The sequence below is a fragment of the Mesorhizobium sp. M0058 genome (assembly GCF_040323095.1).
Taxonomy (GTDB): domain Bacteria; phylum Pseudomonadota; class Alphaproteobacteria; order Rhizobiales; family Rhizobiaceae; genus Mesorhizobium.
Map to the genome: position 1 here is coordinate 1 of NZ_JAMYUQ010000013.1, position 16954 is coordinate 16954.

The following is a 16954-nucleotide window of genomic DNA, read 5'->3' on the forward strand; positions in this document are numbered from 1 at the left end:
GACAACGGGCACGCCTTGCAGAAGTTTTGCCGCTACGACGGGTTCGGTCGGGCACGGCCAGAATAGCCAACCTCGGACCGCCCATGCCCGGCAAGCCACATGACCCTGACTGGGAATTCTGTGCGCGCCCCATCTGCGGCCAGCGGGTCGACCGGCGTGACTTCCGCCAGGTCATGGGGCACGAGCAACCGGACCATGAGCCGCTCGAACTGGATCAGTGAGGCAGGAAAAACTGGGCAGCCTTCATTTTTCAGTATCGAACCAGCGTTTGCGCGCCACCGCTTCTAGGCGCATGGTGCATGGATGAGCTCTATCGATCGGAAGCTGTCGGAATTGAATCACATTCAGGAGGCCTTGACTGAAGAGGCCATAATCCTGCGCTATCTCTCCGAGATTTCGCGCCAAGACGCGAGAGAGATATGCGAAGAGCTCCGCCAAATGGTAGGTGTGGCTCGCAGCAGCAACAAATTCGCGTCCATCATCACCGGCTCGTGCAAAGGCTAGGCGACGGCGGCCCGCGCCACCCCAGGAAGGAAAGCACGGGCCCGACTGTTGCTGTCTTCCATCTTCCGGAGGGCGAAGACGATGGGCAAAAACTTGGCACCACTCCACGCATGACCTGATACTCTTGGGATTATCATTGGATAATCAGGTCCAACAGAGGCGGCTGATCCGACGGGGGCGAGTTCCCCCCAACGAGCGCCATGTGGGATCGGATGGCGCCACGATTTATAGCGAAACCACTGTCCTGGCCGACCGAACCGGCGGCTGGCTGGTCCGGGCCGGAATGAACCGGGGCAATGCCCGGCTCAACGGCTACGCTCTCGATCATTTGCAACTGGTAACGGCAGATCGTGCCGTGGAGGTCGGTTTCGGCGGCGCAGTTTTACTGCCGCAACTTAACCGTGAGGCAGCATTCGTTTGCGGTGTTGATCGCTCGCAGATGTCGTGAACGCTGCCTCCCACCGGTTCGCCGATGCAGTGCGCGCCGGACGAGCCGAGTTCCGAACCGGGCTAGTCGAGGACTTGCCCTTGCCGGATAGCACATTCGACAAGGCTCTCAGCGTCCACACAGTGTACTTCTGGCAAAGCCTTAGAGCTGGATCCGCAGAGCTCCATCGCGTCCTCAAACCAGGCGGTCGCGTCGTGCTGGGCTTCCTCCCGAAGGCACATATGGACCGGATGAACATGCCGGCCGATGTTTTTTACACCTCGCGAGCCGGATGAGGTCATTGCTGCCTTGCGAGAGGCAGGGTTCAGCGACCCTGAAGTGCGGAGACCGAGCACGGAAACCGCCTGGCTCGTTGTGACAGGCATACGAAGATAGGTTTCGGCGCCTGGAAGCGGAGAAGCCCGCTGCCGAAGCCAACTGGCTTTGTTGCAGGGCCGTGGTTTGCCTAGGCTCCTCTGGGTTCAACACTGGGTGCCAATTGCGCCGTCACTGCGCTGAGACGCCCACGTTTGGTCAGTACTGGCTTGCTGTATTCTTTCTTCACTGCAGTCCCTCTCTAGCGAATTTCGGCAAAGCGCCTTGGGGCCTAAAGGTTCTCACTCATCGGTGCAGGTTGATGGCGTGCACACAGCCGTTACGGCCGAGAGCTTCTCACGCTTCTTTAATTCGGGCTTCTGATAAGTCTTCTTCATGCAGGATCCCCAGGTTTGTCCCTCAACGCGAAAATGCGGTGCGCCGGCCACGATTGTCAACCAGAAACACTGAAGTAGCGGCCGAGCGACGCCAGGGGACCGGCACGCGCGGTCAGGGCGGCGTGCGCAGCGTGGATGCTGCAATTGCCTGGCCGGTTCCCATTGCCTGCTAACGAGCGCACACTGCTGCGTCGCCTCGAAAAATCAAAAACAAACAGGCACGAGGCGCTTGGGAGCGATCATCAGGCTTTCGCCCGACCAGGGAGAAGGCCCATGCCCACACCGGCACAGAGCCGGCTCATGTATTTTATGGGCCAATTCGTTCACAACGAGAGCATCGTTTCCAAGCAGGATATTATCGTTGGCTTACTGGATCACGAAGGCAGTCCGACGGCCGACGCCGACGAATTGCTGGCGAACTTGCATCAATCACTGCAACAGGCCCGGCAGAGCTTGCACGAGGCGCAAGAGATATAGAGATATATCGAGTCAGAAATGCGGAGTAGCGAAAAAACCGCTTCATTGTCAGGTTTGAGCAGCCAAATCGCACCGGTTGCGAAAGAGCTTGTGCCTGCGGCAAATCCAAAAAAGTCTGTGTTCGCGGATCACATCATCAGCCTGGAGCAACATGAGGAACGGCTGGCGGCGCTTTTCGCTGCGCCGCGTCCACCCTATAAAGCGGTGGTATGGGCCAAGGTCTCAGGACCCGTAAATAGCCACCTGTTCTTCGCACGATGTCGGCTTTCAGAAACCGCCTAAAGCGATCCCGATATTGGGCGCAATGGCCATCCGTTCTGATTAAGTCGTCTTGGCCAGCCGTGGTCTTCACTCGACCCCGCATGATGAGGTATGACCAAGAAGGATGTAGACTAAACCGGAAGAGACAAGGTGCAGGTGCAAGGCATTGAGAGAAATAGCAGGAACCGAACCAATCCACAGGAATATTTTGTTGGTATTTATGTTGGTAGCAGATGCGGCTAACATTCCCCTAAGTATCTGAAAGCAAAACGGGATTTTCTTCACTTGAATTCCGCCTCTGGGCACCATCTTTCTTGTTACCCCAACAAGATCAAGAAGATCAGCCAAATCAGCATGTTGCGCTCGCCTGACTGTGTTACAAAGGTGTGCAACTATGCTCTATCGGCTGGTCCGTCCCGTGAAGCGAACAGGTTCCTCTAAGCAGCAATTTGTCCAGCGCATCCCCGCTGACCTGCGAGATCGCATGGTGGGCATGAAGCTGGCTGTCCCGATCGGCGAAGAGACGGCGCTCGTCACCATCACACCGAAGACCGAAAGCATTCGCTTCTCGTTGAAGACCGGCGACCCCAGCGTCGTGAAGAGCCGACAGGCGGATGCTGTCGCATATCTGGAGCAAATCTTCCGATCGCTTCGGGAGAATAGGCCGGTCGCTCTCACGCATCGCCAGGCTGTCGCGCTTTCCGGCGAACTCTACCGTGCCTGGGCGAGTGATTACGACCACCGCAACTCCATCTCCTTTGTGCAGAACCCGGACGGCACCGTGGAGCGCGACGACAGCTTGGACCTCGACCTAATGGCGGCGGCCTATGCGTCCATCGTCGAGAAGCTAGGTAGGCTGAAGGAGGACGGGGATTCTGCAAACATGGAGAATGCTGTGGGGCAGCTCGTCAACCGGCTGCTGCTTGCTCGCGGCATTCCGGCCATTGACGCAGCGTCCCGTCCGATGGTGCTTGTGGAATTCGTGAAGGCGCTCCGCGAGGGGATGGAGGCCAGAGGTAGGAAGGTGGGCGGTGACTATTCTCCTGATCCTCGTTCCGAGCGGTTCCCCGAGTGGAAGTCTCCCGGCGGCCCGCAGACCGCATTGGGCATCTCGCTTACGGGACTGGTCGAATCCTGGTGGCAGGAGGCTAAAGCGTCTGGCCTGACTGCAAGCACCCATGAAAGCTACCAGAAGGCGGCTGTAACGCTGGCGGATTTCTCAAGCACGACGACGCTACCCGCGTGACCGCCGACGACCTCGTTCGCTTCAAGGATCACCTCTTGGCGAGCGTCAATCCGAAGACTGGCAAGACGCTCAGCGCCAAGACAGTGAAGGACAGCTACCTTTCCGGTCTGCGCAGCGTTTTCACCTGGGCGGTCAACAACAGGAAGATGGAGGCGAATCCCGCTACCGGCATCACCATCAAGGTCGGAAAGCAGCGACGACTTCGCGAAAGCTGGTTCACCCCCAAGGAAATCACGGGCATCCTCACGGCCTCGGCGAACGTCAGGAAGGGTTCGAAGGAGAAGCCTCAGCGCCATGGCCTGAAGCGCTGGGTCCCCTGGCTTTGCGCCTATACCGGCGCTCGCGTCGGCGAGATCGTCCAGCTGCGTAAGGAGGACGTCCGCAAAGAGGGCGACCACTGGATCATCACCATCACGCCGGAAGCGGGAACCGTGAAGGACAAGGAGCGCCGGGAGGTGCCGCTTCATTCGCATCTTGTCGAGATGGGACTTCCTGCCTTTGTGAATGCTGCGGCGGATGGGCACCTCTTCATGTGGTCGGGCGCGGAAAGGGCCGCCTGGAGGACCGCCAAGAACCGAATCACCGAGTTTGTGCGCACCGTTGTCAAAGACCCGAACATCCAGCCGAACCACGCCTGGCGGCATACCTTCAAGACCATCGGCTCAGAGGCTGGTATCCAGGACAAGGTGCTCGACGCAATCTGTGGTCACGACCCGCGTACGGTCGGCGAAGGCTATGGCGGTGTCACGCTGCTCACCAAGGCGAAGGCCATGGACGCTTTCCCAAGGTTCAAGGTTGGATGAATGATGACAAAAGTGTCGCCCGAAGAGATCAAAGCTAGCCGCCACATGCAGGCGCTCGTGAGATGGGGGCATGTGATGATGTGCGTGAGCAATGCAGATCACTACCTTCACAAAATGGAAACGCTCAAGATCGCCCGCACTCTGGACAATGTGCTGGAGATTGACGGGCTCTTGCTGGCCTTTACGGTCACGTACGGGCGGCTCTTCACCGACGCAGCTGAGGAATTTCCTCGGCTTAACCGCAATTCCGTCTACAGCACGGAGGGCCTCAGGGCGACCCACGACCGCATCATGGAGATACGGAACAAGCGGTACGCCCATGAGGGCGACGGCAGGGACATCGAGTTCTCGATGGAAGTCGAATTGAGGAAGGGCATTCTACGTGTGAAGCCTACTATTGCTTTCGGCATTCCGGGGAACGAGTTTCAGGACTTTCGAACCCTAATCGACGTCTTGCAAGCCTACACGTACGAGAAAATACACAAGGTCATAGAGAAGGGCTCTCAAGCGCTGGGCGTGAGGATCGAATTTCCGCACGGACCCCCGCCGGCGCACCGATTGAAAAGCGCCAATCCGGCAAGCGCGTGAGGCTTTGGCCTATTGTCGTTCATTGGGTCCCGACGCCCGAGTCAATCGTTCAAAATGATCTCGGCGCTGTGGTCGAGGCGCGACTTGATGGCCTCCCAGCCTGGCATAGAGCGCGTCAGAAGGCGGAAGAACTCGGGACTGTGATTGTGCTCCCTGAGATGGCAAAGCTCATGGGTGATCACGTAGTCGACCGCCTCGCGCGGGGCCTTGACGAGAAAAGGATTGAGCGTGACCGAACCGGCCGTCGCGCAGCTTCCCCATTGCCGCTTCATGTCGAGCAGTCGAAAGGGCGGCGGCTCCTGGACCCAGGGCAGCGAGTTTGAGATTGCCTCGATGCGATCGGCGAAATAGTCCCGCGCCTTGACACGATACCAGGCCCGCATGCGAGCCCGAAGCGCCGCCTTGCCGGTGTTGTCGGTCGCGACGACAAGCAGGCCGCGCTTCAGCTTGATGGACCGCTCGGCCTTGGGCGCCTGAATCACCTTCAGGACATAGCGGCGACCTAGATAAAGCGCCTGCTCGCCGCTGATATATTGCCGTGGCAGGACATGTTCGAAGCGCTTCCGGGCGTCGGTGACGTGCCGGAGGACCCAGCGGGCGCGTTTCATCACGGCCTTGCGGATAGCCTCCTCGCTGGCATCCTCGGGTGCCTCGACCTCGACGGCTCCATCGGGATGGACATGGATGGCAATGCGCTCGCGCCGGGCAGGGTTTATCCGCACGGCATAGGCGATGTTCTCGTCGCCATAGCGGAGCGTCGACAGGTTGCGCTCAGAGAGAGCCACGGGATGCCCCCAGGCGAACGATTTCGACGATGCGGTCTACCAGCGCCTGGGCCTTGTCCAGCCCTCCCAGCGCCTTGAAATAGCGCGGCAGGAGCCTGTTCCTGATGTCGGCCTCGATGTTGGCCGGATTGATCGAGAAGGTCGCTACCGAGTTGCTCACGATCCCGTCGATGTGGAAGGCTTCGGCGACAAGCCAGTCCTCACCTCGATCCCGCGCGGCGACCTCGCCCATGACGATAGGGAACAGACCGAAATAGGCCTGCGCATGGGGATTGTCCGGAAAACGGTCGGGGACATGGGGATTGGCCCGCATCCGCGCCTTCTCCTCCAGGTCCTTGAACAGAATGTATTGCTTGTGCGGATGATCGAAAAGGGATTCCGCCTCCCTGATCGCTTGGCGCAGCAGGTCGGAAAAGACCGCCTGGGCATAGGGGTCATCGGCCAACGTCTGTTCGATGGTTTTGGTCAGCCGGGTCTTGATGACATCGGTCTCGGCGCGGGCCTTATCGTCACTCCACCCTGACGCGTCATAGCCTGCCTGCGTGTGGTCGGTGAAGCCCGTGAGGTCGATAACTCCTTCCGACTCCCTGATCTCGACGCCGACGACCTGCTTGTCGACCAGCTTGCGTATCTGCTCCTCGTAGGCCGAAAAGTCGACGGTCTCCATAGCATCTTGCTTGGCCTGGATGCGCAGCTCGGTGAAGAACTTCAGGTCCTTCTTGTAGCCGGCAATCGTCGCCTCGCTGAAGGAGCCGTCCTCGAAGAAGGTGCGTGAGGAAAGGGCGAGCTTCAGGCACATGCCGAACTCGGTCAGCGCTGAATAGAAATCCTCGCGCACTTTCTGATTCCGATCGTAGCTTGCGCCGTCTTCGCCAAGAACCGAATCCGGGGTCAACACCAGGCGGAACTGCTCGCGGTCGCCCTTATTCTTGACACTGCCGAAGATTGCCCACAGCGAGGCATGAAGGCCAGGCAGGCGCTTGTACTCGGTCGCAACGCTGGCGAAGGTGCCTTCGATATCCTCGATGTCATAGCCGCCCTGCGTGCGCTCGGCGAGGTCCTGGTAGTCCTTCAGCGATGTGTCGAGTTCCGTCAGGATGCCGCGATAGTCGATCAGAAAGCCGAATTGCTTAGCCTCGTGAAGGCGGTTCACCCGCGCGATGGCCTGGAGAAGATTGTGCTCCTTCAGATATTTGTCGATGTAGAGCACCCCGTTGCGCGGCTCATCGAAACCGGTCAGCAGTTTGTCGACGACGATGAGGATGTCGGGCTTACCTAGCGTGCCAAAATCCTCGATGACACGCCGCTCATATCCTTCCGCATCGTTGCCAACATTGGCGGCCCACCATTTCTGGACTTCTGGGGTGTTCGCCTCGTCGGTGTCCTCATGGCCTTCGCGCGTGTCGGGCGGCGAGATGATGACCGCGCTGGAGACTTTGCCCGTCGCGTCGAGCGCCTGCTTGTAGCGGATGGCTGAGAGCTTGCTGTCGGTCGCCAGTTGCGCCTTCAGCCCGGTACCAAGCTCCTTGAAGTTCTGCGAGAAATGCACAGCGATATCCAAGGCGATCAGGTCGATACGGTTGCCGGCGCGGTAGACGCTGCCCCGGGTGGCGAACTTCTTCTTCAGGTCGGATTGCTGCTGATCGGAAAGCCCCATGGTGATCTTGTTGAACCATTTGTCGATCGCCTCGGCATTCACGTCGACCACCGGTCGGCGCTCCTCGTAGAGCAGCGGGGTGACCGTCCCATCCTCCACCGCCCGCTGCATTGTATAGGCGTGGAGGATCGGCCCGAACTTGTTCTGCGTCTTGTCGTCTTTCAGCAGCGGCGTCCCGGTAAAAGCGATGAAGGCGGCGTTGGGCAGCGCCTTGCGCATCCGCTCATGGTTTTCGCCACCATGGCTGCGGTGCCCCTCGTCGACCAGCACGATGAGGTCTTCGGACGCGTTGTGGCATTCCTCGAAGCGTGTCGCCGAATTGAACTTTTGCAGCAGCGTGAACATGATGCGTTCGGTGCCGGAGCCGATGCGCTGCGCTAAGTCACGACCTGACGACGCCTTGGCGTTCTCACCGTCCTTCTTAGTCGCCACCGCAGAGCCGAAAGCACCGCCCGCCATAAAGGTGGTCGACAGTTGGCGCTCCAGGTCGACCCGGTCGGTGATGACGATGATGCGGCAGCGGGCAAGTGCGTTGTGGATCAGCAGCGCCTTGAGCAGAAAGACCATGGTGAAGGACTTGCCCGAGCCGGTGGTGTGCCAGATGACGCCGCCCTCGCGTCCGCCATCGCGGTTGCGCTTTTCCATCCGCGCCAGCATCGACTTGATGCCGAAGACCTGGGGATAGCGGGCGGCGATCTTGCCGAGCTTGCGATCGAAAAGGAGGAAGTAGCGGATGAACTCCAGAAGGCGATCGGGCCGCAACAGACTGACGATGAGCCGATCTTGTGCGGTCGTGGCGACGGGTTTCGACCACAGGCCATCGAAGAAGGCGCGGACATGGGTCGGGCGCTCGGCGAAAAGCGCAGAGTGCTGGAGGACCGTCAGCTTGGTGTTGACCATTGCGTCGATGTCAGCGGCGGGAATTTCCTCCTCGCGCCACAGCGACCAGAATTTGGCCGGGGTTTCGGTGGTGGCGTATTTTCCGTCCTGCCCGGAGATGGAGAGGAGGAGTTGGGCATAGGCATAGAGCGCGGGGATGCCGTCAGGCTTCTGGTTGCGGAGGTGCTGCGAGACCCCTTCGGCCAGCATCAGCTTCTCGGCACGGCTTCCGGTGGGGCGCTTGGCCTCGATAACGGCCAAAGCGATGCCATTGACATAGAGCACGATATCGGGCCGGAAGCGGCCATGGCCGCCCTCCCGTTCGACGGAAAGCTCCTCGGTGACGTGGAGGCGATTGTTGGCAGGAACCGCGAGGTCAACCAGCGGCACGGTGACGGAATGCTTGTGCCCGTCCGCCATGAACTCGGATACGGTCACGCCAAGGGCCAGATGCTTCCAGACCCGCTCGTTGGCCGGCGTGAGGCCCTCGTTGAGGCCGGTGTCATTGAGCGCCTTCAAAACCTGGGCGACGCCGCTAGCGGAGAGCGCATGGCTCGCGCCGCGATAGCCAAAGCGCCAGGCCGAGAGATGGTCGCGCAGCATAGATTCCAGCAATACAGCCCGTTCGGTGCCGCGCAACCTCAGGCACTCCTGAGGCGACAGGTAGGACCAGCCGAGCTTCAGCAGCAAAGCGAGCGCCGGGACCTTGGCCTGGGTTTCCTCGTCGGTCCTTGGGCGCTCCGGGGCGTTCACACGGTGACCCGCGTTTTACCAGTGAGAAGCAGCTGCATCAGGGCGGATTTTTCATTCTTGAGAATGCGCAGGCTCCGCCGATGCTGCGTTACGGTTGCGGCTGCAGCGTCCAGCACTGTCCCAAGGGCTTCCTGTTCTGCGACTGAGGGGACGGGGACCCTCGTGCCCAGGAACTGGGCAGGGCTGATGTTCAAGAGACCATTATTTCGTACCCCCGTGTTCACCAAACGGCCGAGTTGTGGCCGAAGGTAGTCGGCAGAGAACAAAGCTCTGAAGAAGCGATGACTGAGCCCTTCGTTTAAGCGGAAGCAGACATAGACATGGGGGACAAGGCCGGTTTCGAATTCCTCCAGATCGAAAACACATCCGAACTCAAAAGTTTTCGAATTCCCCTTATTGTAGGCGAACTCACCTCTATGGAGGAGCAGGTAGTTCTCGACGCTCTTGCCGGCCATGTACCGACTGTATTTCTCGTCTTGCCTGATAAAGCCGGAGGTCGAAGAGATCGTAAGGATAGGATGGTTCCCGCCATCGGTCTTCCGTTGGATACGCGTGACAATCTCGGTAAGAGGCTTTTGCAACCATGGCCCCCCAAAGCCCTTCAGCCGCATCCTACCAGTGAGCAATTGTTGCGTCAGCGCTCGCTTCTGGGCTTCGGCATTGGCAAGTAACTTTTCGGTCGTTTCGACGGCACCGTCCCAGGTCGAGAGGATTTCGGCGATCTTCTTCTGTTCGGGGAGAGGGGGAATTTTTACTGGTGTATTGGCGACAACTGGTCCGGTCAGCTTGACCATTGAACTACTTGTTCCGGACGCAGCTGACTGCAGGTAGCTCAACGCTGTCTGTCCCCGAAGCGTTTGTTCCAGAAATTCCGCTACGACCTTCGCCGGATCAGCCCGGAATCGCATCATCAAGTCGGGATAGCTACATCTCTCTACCTCGCCTCGAAACATTGCAGAAAATCCGACCCTTTCGCGAGTATTAGAGCGGCTAATCAGGAAATCTCCATCCCGAAGCTCTGTCCGCAGTACGGCTTCAATCTCGGGCGCAGGTTTAGTAGCGGTGGCATCAAGACCTTTGGACGTCAAGGCCGACAGAGATAGTACACGCCGGGAGGTTTTCAGATCGGGGGGATTCGGGGAAAAGCCATTTCGAATGGCCCCATCAATTAGGTCTACCAACCTTTTCTCCTGCCACCCCTCAGGCACCATAGCCAAGCTCCCTCAGGTATCCGTCCATTCTGGCCTCAAGCTCGGCCATTTCGGTCTTCAGCTTAAGCCGTTCGGCCCTCACCGCCACCAGATCGATCTGCTGCTCCTCCTCGAAGGTGTCAACGTAGCGCGGGATGTTGAGATTGAAGTCATTATCTGCGATCTCCTTGGCCGTCGCCATATAGGCGTATCCATCGATTGAGATACGATCGTCGAAAGCGGCGAATATTTTCACAAGTTGCTCCTCGCCCAAACGGTTCTGATTGGCGTCGGCCTCGTATTCCCGCGAGGCGTCGATGAAGAGCACGCTGTCGTCGGGCTTCTTTTTGCGGAAGACGAGTAGGGCGGCAGGAATACCGGTGCCGAAGAACAGCTTTTCGGGCAGGCCGATGACCGTATCCAAAAGGTTCTCCTCGATTAGCTTGCGGCGGATTTCGCCTTCGCTCGAACCCCGGAAGAGGACGCCATGCGGTACGACAACAGCCATGCGGCCCGTGCGCGGTTTCATGGTCTCAATCATGTGTAGGATAAATGCATAGTCGCCCTTGGTCTTCGGCGGTAGACCCCGGCGGAAGCGGCCGAAGCGATCGGCTGCAGCCTTCTCAGATCCCCATTTGTCGAGGCTGAAGGGGGGGGTTGGCGACCACGACGTCGAAATGGCGCAGTTGGTCTTCCGAAGTGCGAAGCTTCGGGTTGCCGATGGTGTCACCCCACTCGATCTGATGATTGGTCTCGCCATGCAGGAACATGTTCATCTTGGCCAGTGCCCAGGTCGAGCCGATCGCCTCCTGGCCGTAGAGCGCGTATTTCCTTGAGCCAGTGTGACGGGCGATTTCTTGGCCGCACTTCATCAACAGCGACCCCGAACCGCATGTCGGATCGCAAATGTCGTCGCCTTCCTGGGGCTCGACCAGCCGCGCCATCAAGGTGGAAACTTCGGCCGGGGTATAAAACTCGCCCGCCTTTTTGCCGGCGGACGCCGCAAAACGCGAAATGAGATATTCGTATGCGCCGCCGATGATGTCTAGGCTGCCGACACGGCTTGGCCTGAGGTCCAGACTATCCTTTGCAAAGTCCTCCAAGAGCATGCGAAGGATATCGTTCTTCTGTTCCTCGTCGCCCAGTTTGTTGGCGTTGAAGGATATGTCCTGGAACACGTCGCGCAGCTTGTTGCCATTCGTCTCCTCGATGGCATGAAGCGCCTTGTCGATGCGCTCGCCGTTGCCAGCCTTGTGACGATCGAGGTGGAGATCGTAGAAGCTCGCGCCCTTGGGCAGCACAAACTGCTCGTTCTTCATCAGCGCTTCGATGAGGTCGGGATGGTCGCCGTGCTCCTTGCGGTAGGTCTCGTAGTGGTCCTTCCACACATCCGAGATGTATTTCAGGAACAGCATGGTCAGCACGTAGTCCTTGTAGACCGACGCGTCGACCGTGCCCCTGAAGGTGTCGCAGGCAGCCCACGCCGCCTTGTTGATTTCCGCCTGTGTGACTTTGCTTGCCGCCATGATGCCCCCTTCGGATCGGATCGAATACATCAGCCCGCGTTGCGCATTGCAATCTGAAACGCACAAGGCATTCTGCGGTCGGAGGGCAATTGAATGAAGGTGTTTGCAAAGTACTTCCACGGGTTCGATCCAATCGGGTGGCCGGCTGTGACTTTCAGTTCGGAGGCCGCCGCTCGATCCCTCCTCGAGGGATTTGAGCCCGGAAGCAGGATGGTTTTTCTAGCCACCAAAGGGGCCCGCATTGATGCGATGCGTGGCAAGATCGTAGGCATGATGGAATTTGGCGACGAGAGAGGGCGCGTTGAGCAATACTTTACGGAAGCGATGATCGCCGCGAGAACTGAAGAATTTGGGAAATTCCAATGGCCTTGGGCGGTCAGGGCGCTCCGAGCATGGCAGTTCGAAGAACCCTATCCCGTGACGAGGACTGAGATTGGTCGAGTTCCGATGAGTGCTAGACGCAATCCTTGGCTGCTGCCGAAGGGATTGGCATCTAAGATGCTGAGGCTTCCACATTTTGAAGTGCCGTTGTCGAGGCCGTTCGCACTCTCCGCTAGCAAGCTAATTGAGGTGAAGCGACGGACCTCAAGGCGACAGTCCAAAGGACCGCCTCCCACAAGTTACGAGGCGCTAGTTATCAGAAGCTGCGACGGCCCCTGTTTCACTTATCTGTTGAGGTTCGGCGCCCGAGATATTTGGAAAGTCGGTATGAGCGTCGATCCCGATCGCCGACTGGACGAAATCAATGCCCACATCCCAACCGAAATTTTGGATGAGGAGTGGCAGATCGAGCGACTTGCACGATTCGAGGCCCCCCAGACAGCATACGATGTTGAACAAAGGATCCTCGATCACTTCCGGGCCCACCGAACGACAGGCGAGCGCATCTCTCTCCCGTTACCCCAGGTTTCTGCGGGTTGGGATGCCGTTGTTAGTGCGGCTGGAGGGTCGTCCGATGCATGAGAATTTCCAACAAACGGTTGAGACGCTTGTGCCATCGTTCAATCGACTTGTTGAAATGGAGCCCGTTCGGGGCGATCGTTTCCCCTCGAAGGACCTGCCACCGGACAGGCGCCTTCGAGGCGTCTATCTGCTGACGGAGGATGCACGTCACTTATATGTGGGTCGCACCAACGACATCATCGGCCGGTTCTACGCACATCGTCGCGAAAGCTCTGGCGACGGCGTTGCTGCCTTCGCATATCGGCTGGCATGTGCGACGAGCGGGCGAACTGGCAGGTCTTACGTCAAGGGTCACATCGACACTCGTGCTGAGAAGATGAAAGACCTAGACTTTCGAAGACACTTTTCCGCAGCGAAGGCAAGGATTCGAACCATGGAATTCCGGTATGTGCTCGAACCCGACCCAGTCAACCAAGCCATTCTGGAGGTCTACTGCGCTGTCGCCTTAGGAACACCTCACAACACATTCGACAACCATTAGTGATAGTATTGCGGCGCTCAGCGCAACGCGGGCGATGGGAGGGAAGTATGGGATGGGAATCAGTCGCGGCGTTAGCTGCCGTGTTGTTTGGCACGACGACAGTCATTCAGTCTTATCTGGCTCTGCGGACTGACAAGCGTTACCGGGACGGGGAAAAGAAGGACAGGGAACGCCAGCGAGACACGGAGATGACACGGTGGGGCAGTGAGGTCATCGACGTTATGGCGGAAATCGAAACCGCGTGTGCGCCGCTGACAGAGGGGGGGCAGTTACAGTTTGGCCGCCATCGAGACGCTTAGCCATCGCGCCAGCGCATTGCTAGACCGAGGCAGACTATTCTTTCCGAATGTGCCATCTGGAGACGGATCACCGGCTGACGAAGGTGTTCGCGTACGTGTGTTGGATCAGGTGCTGAAGGCCTGCTATGTCGCAAGACATCTGGCGGTGCACGGTCACAGCCAAGGTATGGAGTTAAGGCAGCAAATCTGGCAGGCGCGAGGCGGTTTCGTAAGACTTCTGCAAAACGAGATGGCTGGCTCGCTCCGTCAGGTTGGTGAGGATAGCAAAGGCGACCACGTGCCCGTTGACCCACTGACTTGGGACCCGGTTACGCGCATTCTGCGACTTCCTGCTGTGGATGGGGAACCCTCAACGAACTCTGTGTTGCAGAGCCGTGCAACAACCAGACGCCAACGGCTAAAAAACTCATAGAAAAGTGCGGACGGCGATATCGCACGCGCAACCCGTCTCTGGGCACCAATCGCTTAGGCGGCCAGCTTTACGGCCTCCAGAAGCGCCTTCTCCGGCTCCTGCTCCGCATAGACATCCAGCGAGAGCTCAATGTTGCCTATGAGGTTCGGCATGGCGCGGATCCGCTCGCGGATGGCGTCTTGGCTAGTGGTGATGTTGTAGACATTGCACATGTGCGCCTCCAGCATCGCCCCGGTAAGCACCTACCCGGCAGGCCGGTGCAGGGTTCGAATTTCGTGCCGAAAGCCGACAGAAGAGCGAACGGCCTCCATGATCTCGACATTCGGAAATCTATCTGCCAGCGCCCTCAACTCCTCGCGACCTTCTTCCGGCATAGCGAGGCGGTCGCCCCAGAGGCTGGACCTGATGTGCGTACCTGAGGCCAGGCGGTGGGTCATCTTAGCGATCTGGACGTACTGGAACTCCTGGTGTGCTCGCGGGCCAAGTGCCGACTGGGCGGCCTTGATAGTCAGGGTGATCAAGAGGAGCTGCTCCCCAGACTTGCCCGCATGGTGGAGCCTCGCCAATGCGTTGCGAACCTTCTCCTCCGTGCCGGCCCACCGGGCATCCTGCGCAGTCCGAGGGGTGCCACTTCCGGCCAGAAGGCCATCGAGGGCAGCGACGACCTGCACCAAGTCATGGTCGCCCCGGTGCGCCTTGAGCCACCGCCTCGAACCCGCCTGGAACGGCCTTAGCTCTGCCATGGTGTAGCTCCTCCGCCAGTGGGTGCCATGGCGGCGTCTGAACTCGACGTGGCGCTTGCATAGGGTCTCAGAAAGGCCATTCCTGGCGGAGCGCTGGGTGAGGTTGTTGCAACCCCATGCGGCACAGCGGCGAGGTGAGAGATCGGAGGGCGCGGCGGCGCGGTACTCAATGTCGTGAGGAGACTTGCCGCTATCCATGGGCAGCCTCCAGGCGGCTTATCAGGCCATCCGGGTCAGGGTCGTTGTCGGTAGCCGCGATGAAGTTGAAAGGGTCCTTGTGCTGGGCGGCGATGGTCGAGATTATGCGAAGCATCTTGAGGGCGACACGGAGCCCGGACTTCGCGGACCGGACCGCGCGGTGGTATCCTTCTGGCTCCTCCACTCTCGCCTTGAACGGCACCAACCCCCACTCTCCGCGATCCCGGGCCTCCTGGATGGGCTTCAGAAACTCGAAGCCGTCGAAAGGCGCCTTAAGGTCGGCCTTGAAGCCCTTGCTGCGGGACACGTGGGCGAGCTGGCCCACCAGCCCCTTAGTGTGGACGAAGAGCTTGGTGTCCTTCTGCCGGTGCTCTAGGACGCGGAGTACGGCGGCAGCTCTGAGGGTATCGTCGCTCTTGGCGCAGCCGGCCCCCCAGAGGTGATGCAAGTCCCTCTGCCCCCACAGAACGACTCCGTAAGAACCGGCGTGTTGAGGCGGGGCAAAGGCTTCCGGTCGCGGCCCTCGATCAATTTCGATGATCGCGCGGAGGGTAGTCGGATCGTTTATCTCCTCAGGGTCGAATGGAACTTCTATGACAGACATTAGGTTGTCTCCTTCCTTGTCAGCGTTGGCATTGGGTTGGTCGCCGCGCCCGCTCCCGGCCTTGCCCAGGGCCTGGAGGGTGGGCGATGCCGCCACTCCATGGGTGGCCTTGGATTGCTTGTTGGGGGGCGATAGGTGCGCGGCTCGTGCACAGCGGTTTCGACACTGCCGTGTCATCATCAGCGGGAGGGCGTCACTCCCGGACCATTTCCACCCCTCATCCCGTGTTCTCCACCTAGCTACCTAAGCGCCGTATGGGAGGAGCAGCACCGACCCTCTTCGAGCCGAGTGGACAGATGGTATGTGCTTAGGCCCGTCTGTCAGAGGCCGCCCTAACCCTCGCGCGGAGGGCCGTAAGTCTGTGTGGTCCATCGCTTCAAGGGGAAGCGGAGTAGGCATCATCCTTGCTGTGCATCGGCGTGTCCAAATAGAGGGCGGCTCCCTGGACGTATGTCTTGGGCATATCCCGGCACCACCCTGTTGAAGGAGGGTGTTACGCAGTAGAGTTTCAATTTTTGTGAGTGATGTATTTTGGAATACGGCCTTCAAATAACGAAAGCTTCTGGCAACTGCAAGTAGGTTTTAGAAATTTCTCAAACAAACTCAATCAGTTGCTTAACAGTTGGCGGATTTACTAGACGCACTATTTTACCATTCCGAGGAATTTCAAGGGATTGCCCTCGATCAGTGGCGGCATCGTAGGGGCCCTACCGGGCGCGAGTAGACCTCCAATTCGCCCACCGTGGACCATCCGCAGCGCCGCCCTTTCAGCTCCTTAGCCGGGACCAGCCAACAGGCGGTCGATCTTCGCTATCAGGTCGCGCCCCTTGGCAGTCAGAAAGACGATCTTCTTGCGGCCATTGTCGGGATGTCGCGCGGTCTCCACCAGCCCGAGGCCAGGCGTTCCCTTCCGGTATCCGGGGCCAAGGTACCTAAGATGCTGGGACATTGTGGTGGGCGATACGTCCACGCGTTTCGCAAGCTCCTCTAACGTCATCGCATCACCGCCAGGGCTCCGAGGGTCAAATCCGCAGATGGCAGCCGCCAGGAAAGCGATGGAGATGCCCAGCGGCATGTCTCGGGCATGGGACTTGATGAGCCGGGTGGCTTCTAGGAGGCGGGTGATGGCTCAGCCTGCACCGAACCCCGAGGGGCTGCCAGTATCATCCGAGTCGAACCCGGCAACCTCCGCGCGTACGGAAATGACATGCTGGAGCCAACCCTCAAGGCCTCGCCTGGCCCTCCAGTCCATCAGGAAAGGACCAATCTCGAAGTCCTCTAGGCAGTCGACGGCGAAGGCAATGGCGGTTGTTGGGTCTTGGAATTCCTCGGAGGACACCGGGAGTGGTGCCAGGGTCGGGGCGGTCATGCGCAGTCTCCCTGTTAGAGTTGCGCTCCCCAGTATGGCCACGCCGAGCCCTCAGGCAACAAGTTTAACCTGTGCA

At 59.2% G+C, this 16954-nt stretch carries 17 protein-coding genes and 1 pseudogene; 10 read left to right on the forward strand and 8 right to left on the reverse strand.

Translation table 11 applies throughout. From position 1 onward, the window contains the following. From NKJ75_RS22305 to NKJ75_RS22340, 8 genes are all read left to right on the forward strand, one after another. Positions 1 to 221: hypothetical protein (locus tag NKJ75_RS22305; RefSeq protein WP_352500209.1), on the forward strand; the 221-nt coding region annotated here is incomplete at its 5' end. Positions 222 to 640: 419 nt separating this feature from the next. After that, the gene (locus tag NKJ75_RS22310; protein WP_156941094.1) at positions 641 to 952 is read left to right on the forward strand and encodes a hypothetical protein; all 312 of its coding nucleotides are present in this window, start codon (positions 641 to 643) and stop codon (positions 950 to 952) included. Then, on the forward strand, positions 949 to 1227 hold the full coding sequence (locus tag NKJ75_RS22315; protein ID WP_023817018.1) for a class I SAM-dependent methyltransferase: 279 nt from the start codon (positions 949 to 951) through the stop codon (positions 1225 to 1227). The genes NKJ75_RS22310 and NKJ75_RS22315 overlap by 4 nt, the downstream gene beginning before the upstream one ends. Positions 1228 to 1917: 690 nt before the next feature. Then, entirely contained in the window at positions 1918 to 2121 is a 204-nt protein-coding gene (locus NKJ75_RS22320) for a hypothetical protein (RefSeq protein WP_352500210.1), read from the forward strand. An 18-nt stretch (positions 2122 to 2139) separates the two neighbouring features. Beyond that, the gene (locus NKJ75_RS22325) at positions 2140 to 2403 is read left to right on the forward strand and encodes a Ros/MucR family transcriptional regulator (protein WP_155921730.1); all 264 of its coding nucleotides are present in this window, start codon (positions 2140 to 2142) and stop codon (positions 2401 to 2403) included. A gap of 373 nt (positions 2404 to 2776) precedes the next feature. After that, positions 2777 to 3628: a hypothetical protein gene (locus NKJ75_RS22330; protein ID WP_352500211.1), complete on the forward strand. Its 852-nt coding sequence runs from the start codon at positions 2777 to 2779 to the stop codon at positions 3626 to 3628. Beyond that, positions 3625 to 4431, forward strand: coding sequence for a tyrosine-type recombinase/integrase (locus NKJ75_RS22335; RefSeq protein ID WP_352500212.1), 807 nt, complete (start codon positions 3625 to 3627; stop codon positions 4429 to 4431). Before NKJ75_RS22330 ends, NKJ75_RS22335 begins: the two co-directional genes overlap by 4 nt. Positions 4432 to 4434: 3 nt before the next feature. Further along, a complete protein-coding gene (locus NKJ75_RS22340; protein WP_352500213.1) occupies positions 4435 to 5019 on the forward strand; it encodes a hypothetical protein in 585 nt (194 codons plus the stop codon). 41 nt (positions 5020 to 5060) lie between these two features. On the opposite strand, the gene NKJ75_RS22345 is transcribed toward NKJ75_RS22340, so the two are convergent. The 4 genes and pseudogenes from NKJ75_RS22345 to NKJ75_RS22360 all read right to left on the reverse strand — a co-directional run bounded on the left by NKJ75_RS22345 (position 5061) and on the right by NKJ75_RS22360 (position 11809). Then, entirely contained in the window at positions 5061 to 5804 is a 744-nt protein-coding gene (locus NKJ75_RS22345) for a M48 family metallopeptidase (RefSeq protein WP_352500214.1), read from the reverse strand. Continuing rightward, the gene (locus tag NKJ75_RS22350) at positions 5791 to 9093 is read right to left on the reverse strand and encodes a type I restriction endonuclease subunit R (protein ID WP_352500215.1); all 3303 of its coding nucleotides are present in this window, start codon (positions 9091 to 9093) and stop codon (positions 5791 to 5793) included. The genes NKJ75_RS22345 and NKJ75_RS22350 overlap by 14 nt, the downstream gene beginning before the upstream one ends. Further along, complete coding sequence (locus NKJ75_RS22355) at positions 9090 to 10274, reverse strand: restriction endonuclease subunit S (protein ID WP_352500216.1); 1185 nt, start codon at positions 10272 to 10274, stop codon at positions 9090 to 9092. Before NKJ75_RS22355 ends, NKJ75_RS22350 begins: the two co-directional genes overlap by 4 nt. Before the next feature lie 19 nt (positions 10275 to 10293). Continuing rightward, a pseudogene (locus tag NKJ75_RS22360) lies at positions 10294 to 11809 on the reverse strand (type I restriction-modification system subunit M). 93 nt (positions 11810 to 11902) lie between these two features. Here NKJ75_RS22360 and NKJ75_RS22365 point away from each other — a divergent pair. Together NKJ75_RS22365 and NKJ75_RS22370 are read left to right on the forward strand one after the other, a co-directional pair. Next, on the forward strand, positions 11903 to 12772 hold the full coding sequence (locus NKJ75_RS22365; RefSeq protein WP_352500217.1) for a GIY-YIG nuclease family protein: 870 nt from the start codon (positions 11903 to 11905) through the stop codon (positions 12770 to 12772). Next, entirely contained in the window at positions 12765 to 13253 is a 489-nt protein-coding gene (locus tag NKJ75_RS22370) for a hypothetical protein (protein ID WP_352500218.1), read from the forward strand. Before NKJ75_RS22365 ends, NKJ75_RS22370 begins: the two co-directional genes overlap by 8 nt. Positions 13254 to 14017: 764 nt before the next feature. Here the strand turns inward: NKJ75_RS22370 and NKJ75_RS22375 are convergent. From NKJ75_RS22375 to NKJ75_RS22390, 4 genes are all read right to left on the reverse strand, one after another. Continuing rightward, positions 14018 to 14176, reverse strand: a complete 159-nt coding sequence (locus NKJ75_RS22375) for a hypothetical protein (protein ID WP_352500219.1) — start codon at positions 14174 to 14176, stop codon at positions 14018 to 14020. Between the two features lie 30 nt (positions 14177 to 14206). Continuing rightward, complete coding sequence (locus NKJ75_RS22380) at positions 14207 to 14905, reverse strand: hypothetical protein (protein ID WP_352500220.1); 699 nt, start codon at positions 14903 to 14905, stop codon at positions 14207 to 14209. After that, positions 14898 to 15509: a hypothetical protein gene (locus tag NKJ75_RS22385; RefSeq protein WP_352500221.1), complete on the reverse strand. Its 612-nt coding sequence runs from the start codon at positions 15507 to 15509 to the stop codon at positions 14898 to 14900. The genes NKJ75_RS22380 and NKJ75_RS22385 overlap by 8 nt, the downstream gene beginning before the upstream one ends. Before the next feature lie 775 nt (positions 15510 to 16284). Beyond that, positions 16285 to 16584: a hypothetical protein gene (locus tag NKJ75_RS22390; RefSeq protein WP_352500222.1), complete on the reverse strand. Its 300-nt coding sequence runs from the start codon at positions 16582 to 16584 to the stop codon at positions 16285 to 16287. Between the last annotated feature and the right edge of the window lie 370 nt (positions 16585 to 16954).

Bases quoted from the DNA above. Each gene is read 5' to 3' on its own strand.
- NKJ75_RS22320 (WP_352500210.1), top strand. From the start codon at position 1,918: ATGCCCACACCGGCACAGAGCCGGCTCATGTATTTTATGGGCCAATTC.
- NKJ75_RS22325 (WP_155921730.1), top strand. From the start codon at position 2,140: ATGCGGAGTAGCGAAAAAACCGCTTCATTGTCAGGTTTGAGCAGCCAA.
- NKJ75_RS22330 (WP_352500211.1), top strand. From the start codon at position 2,777: ATGCTCTATCGGCTGGTCCGTCCCGTGAAGCGAACAGGTTCCTCTAAG.
- NKJ75_RS22340 (WP_352500213.1), top strand. From the start codon at position 4,435: ATGACAAAAGTGTCGCCCGAAGAGATCAAAGCTAGCCGCCACATGCAG.
- NKJ75_RS22365 (WP_352500217.1), top strand. From the start codon at position 11,903: ATGAAGGTGTTTGCAAAGTACTTCCACGGGTTCGATCCAATCGGGTGG.
- NKJ75_RS22370 (WP_352500218.1), top strand. From the start codon at position 12,765: ATGCATGAGAATTTCCAACAAACGGTTGAGACGCTTGTGCCATCGTTC.
- NKJ75_RS22375 (WP_352500219.1), bottom strand. From the start codon at position 14,176: ATGTGCAATGTCTACAACATCACCACTAGCCAAGACGCCATCCGCGAG.
- NKJ75_RS22380 (WP_352500220.1), bottom strand. From the start codon at position 14,905: ATGGATAGCGGCAAGTCTCCTCACGACATTGAGTACCGCGCCGCCGCG.
- NKJ75_RS22385 (WP_352500221.1), bottom strand. From the start codon at position 15,509: ATGTCTGTCATAGAAGTTCCATTCGACCCTGAGGAGATAAACGATCCG.
- NKJ75_RS22390 (WP_352500222.1), bottom strand. From the start codon at position 16,584: ATGCCGCTGGGCATCTCCATCGCTTTCCTGGCGGCTGCCATCTGCGGA.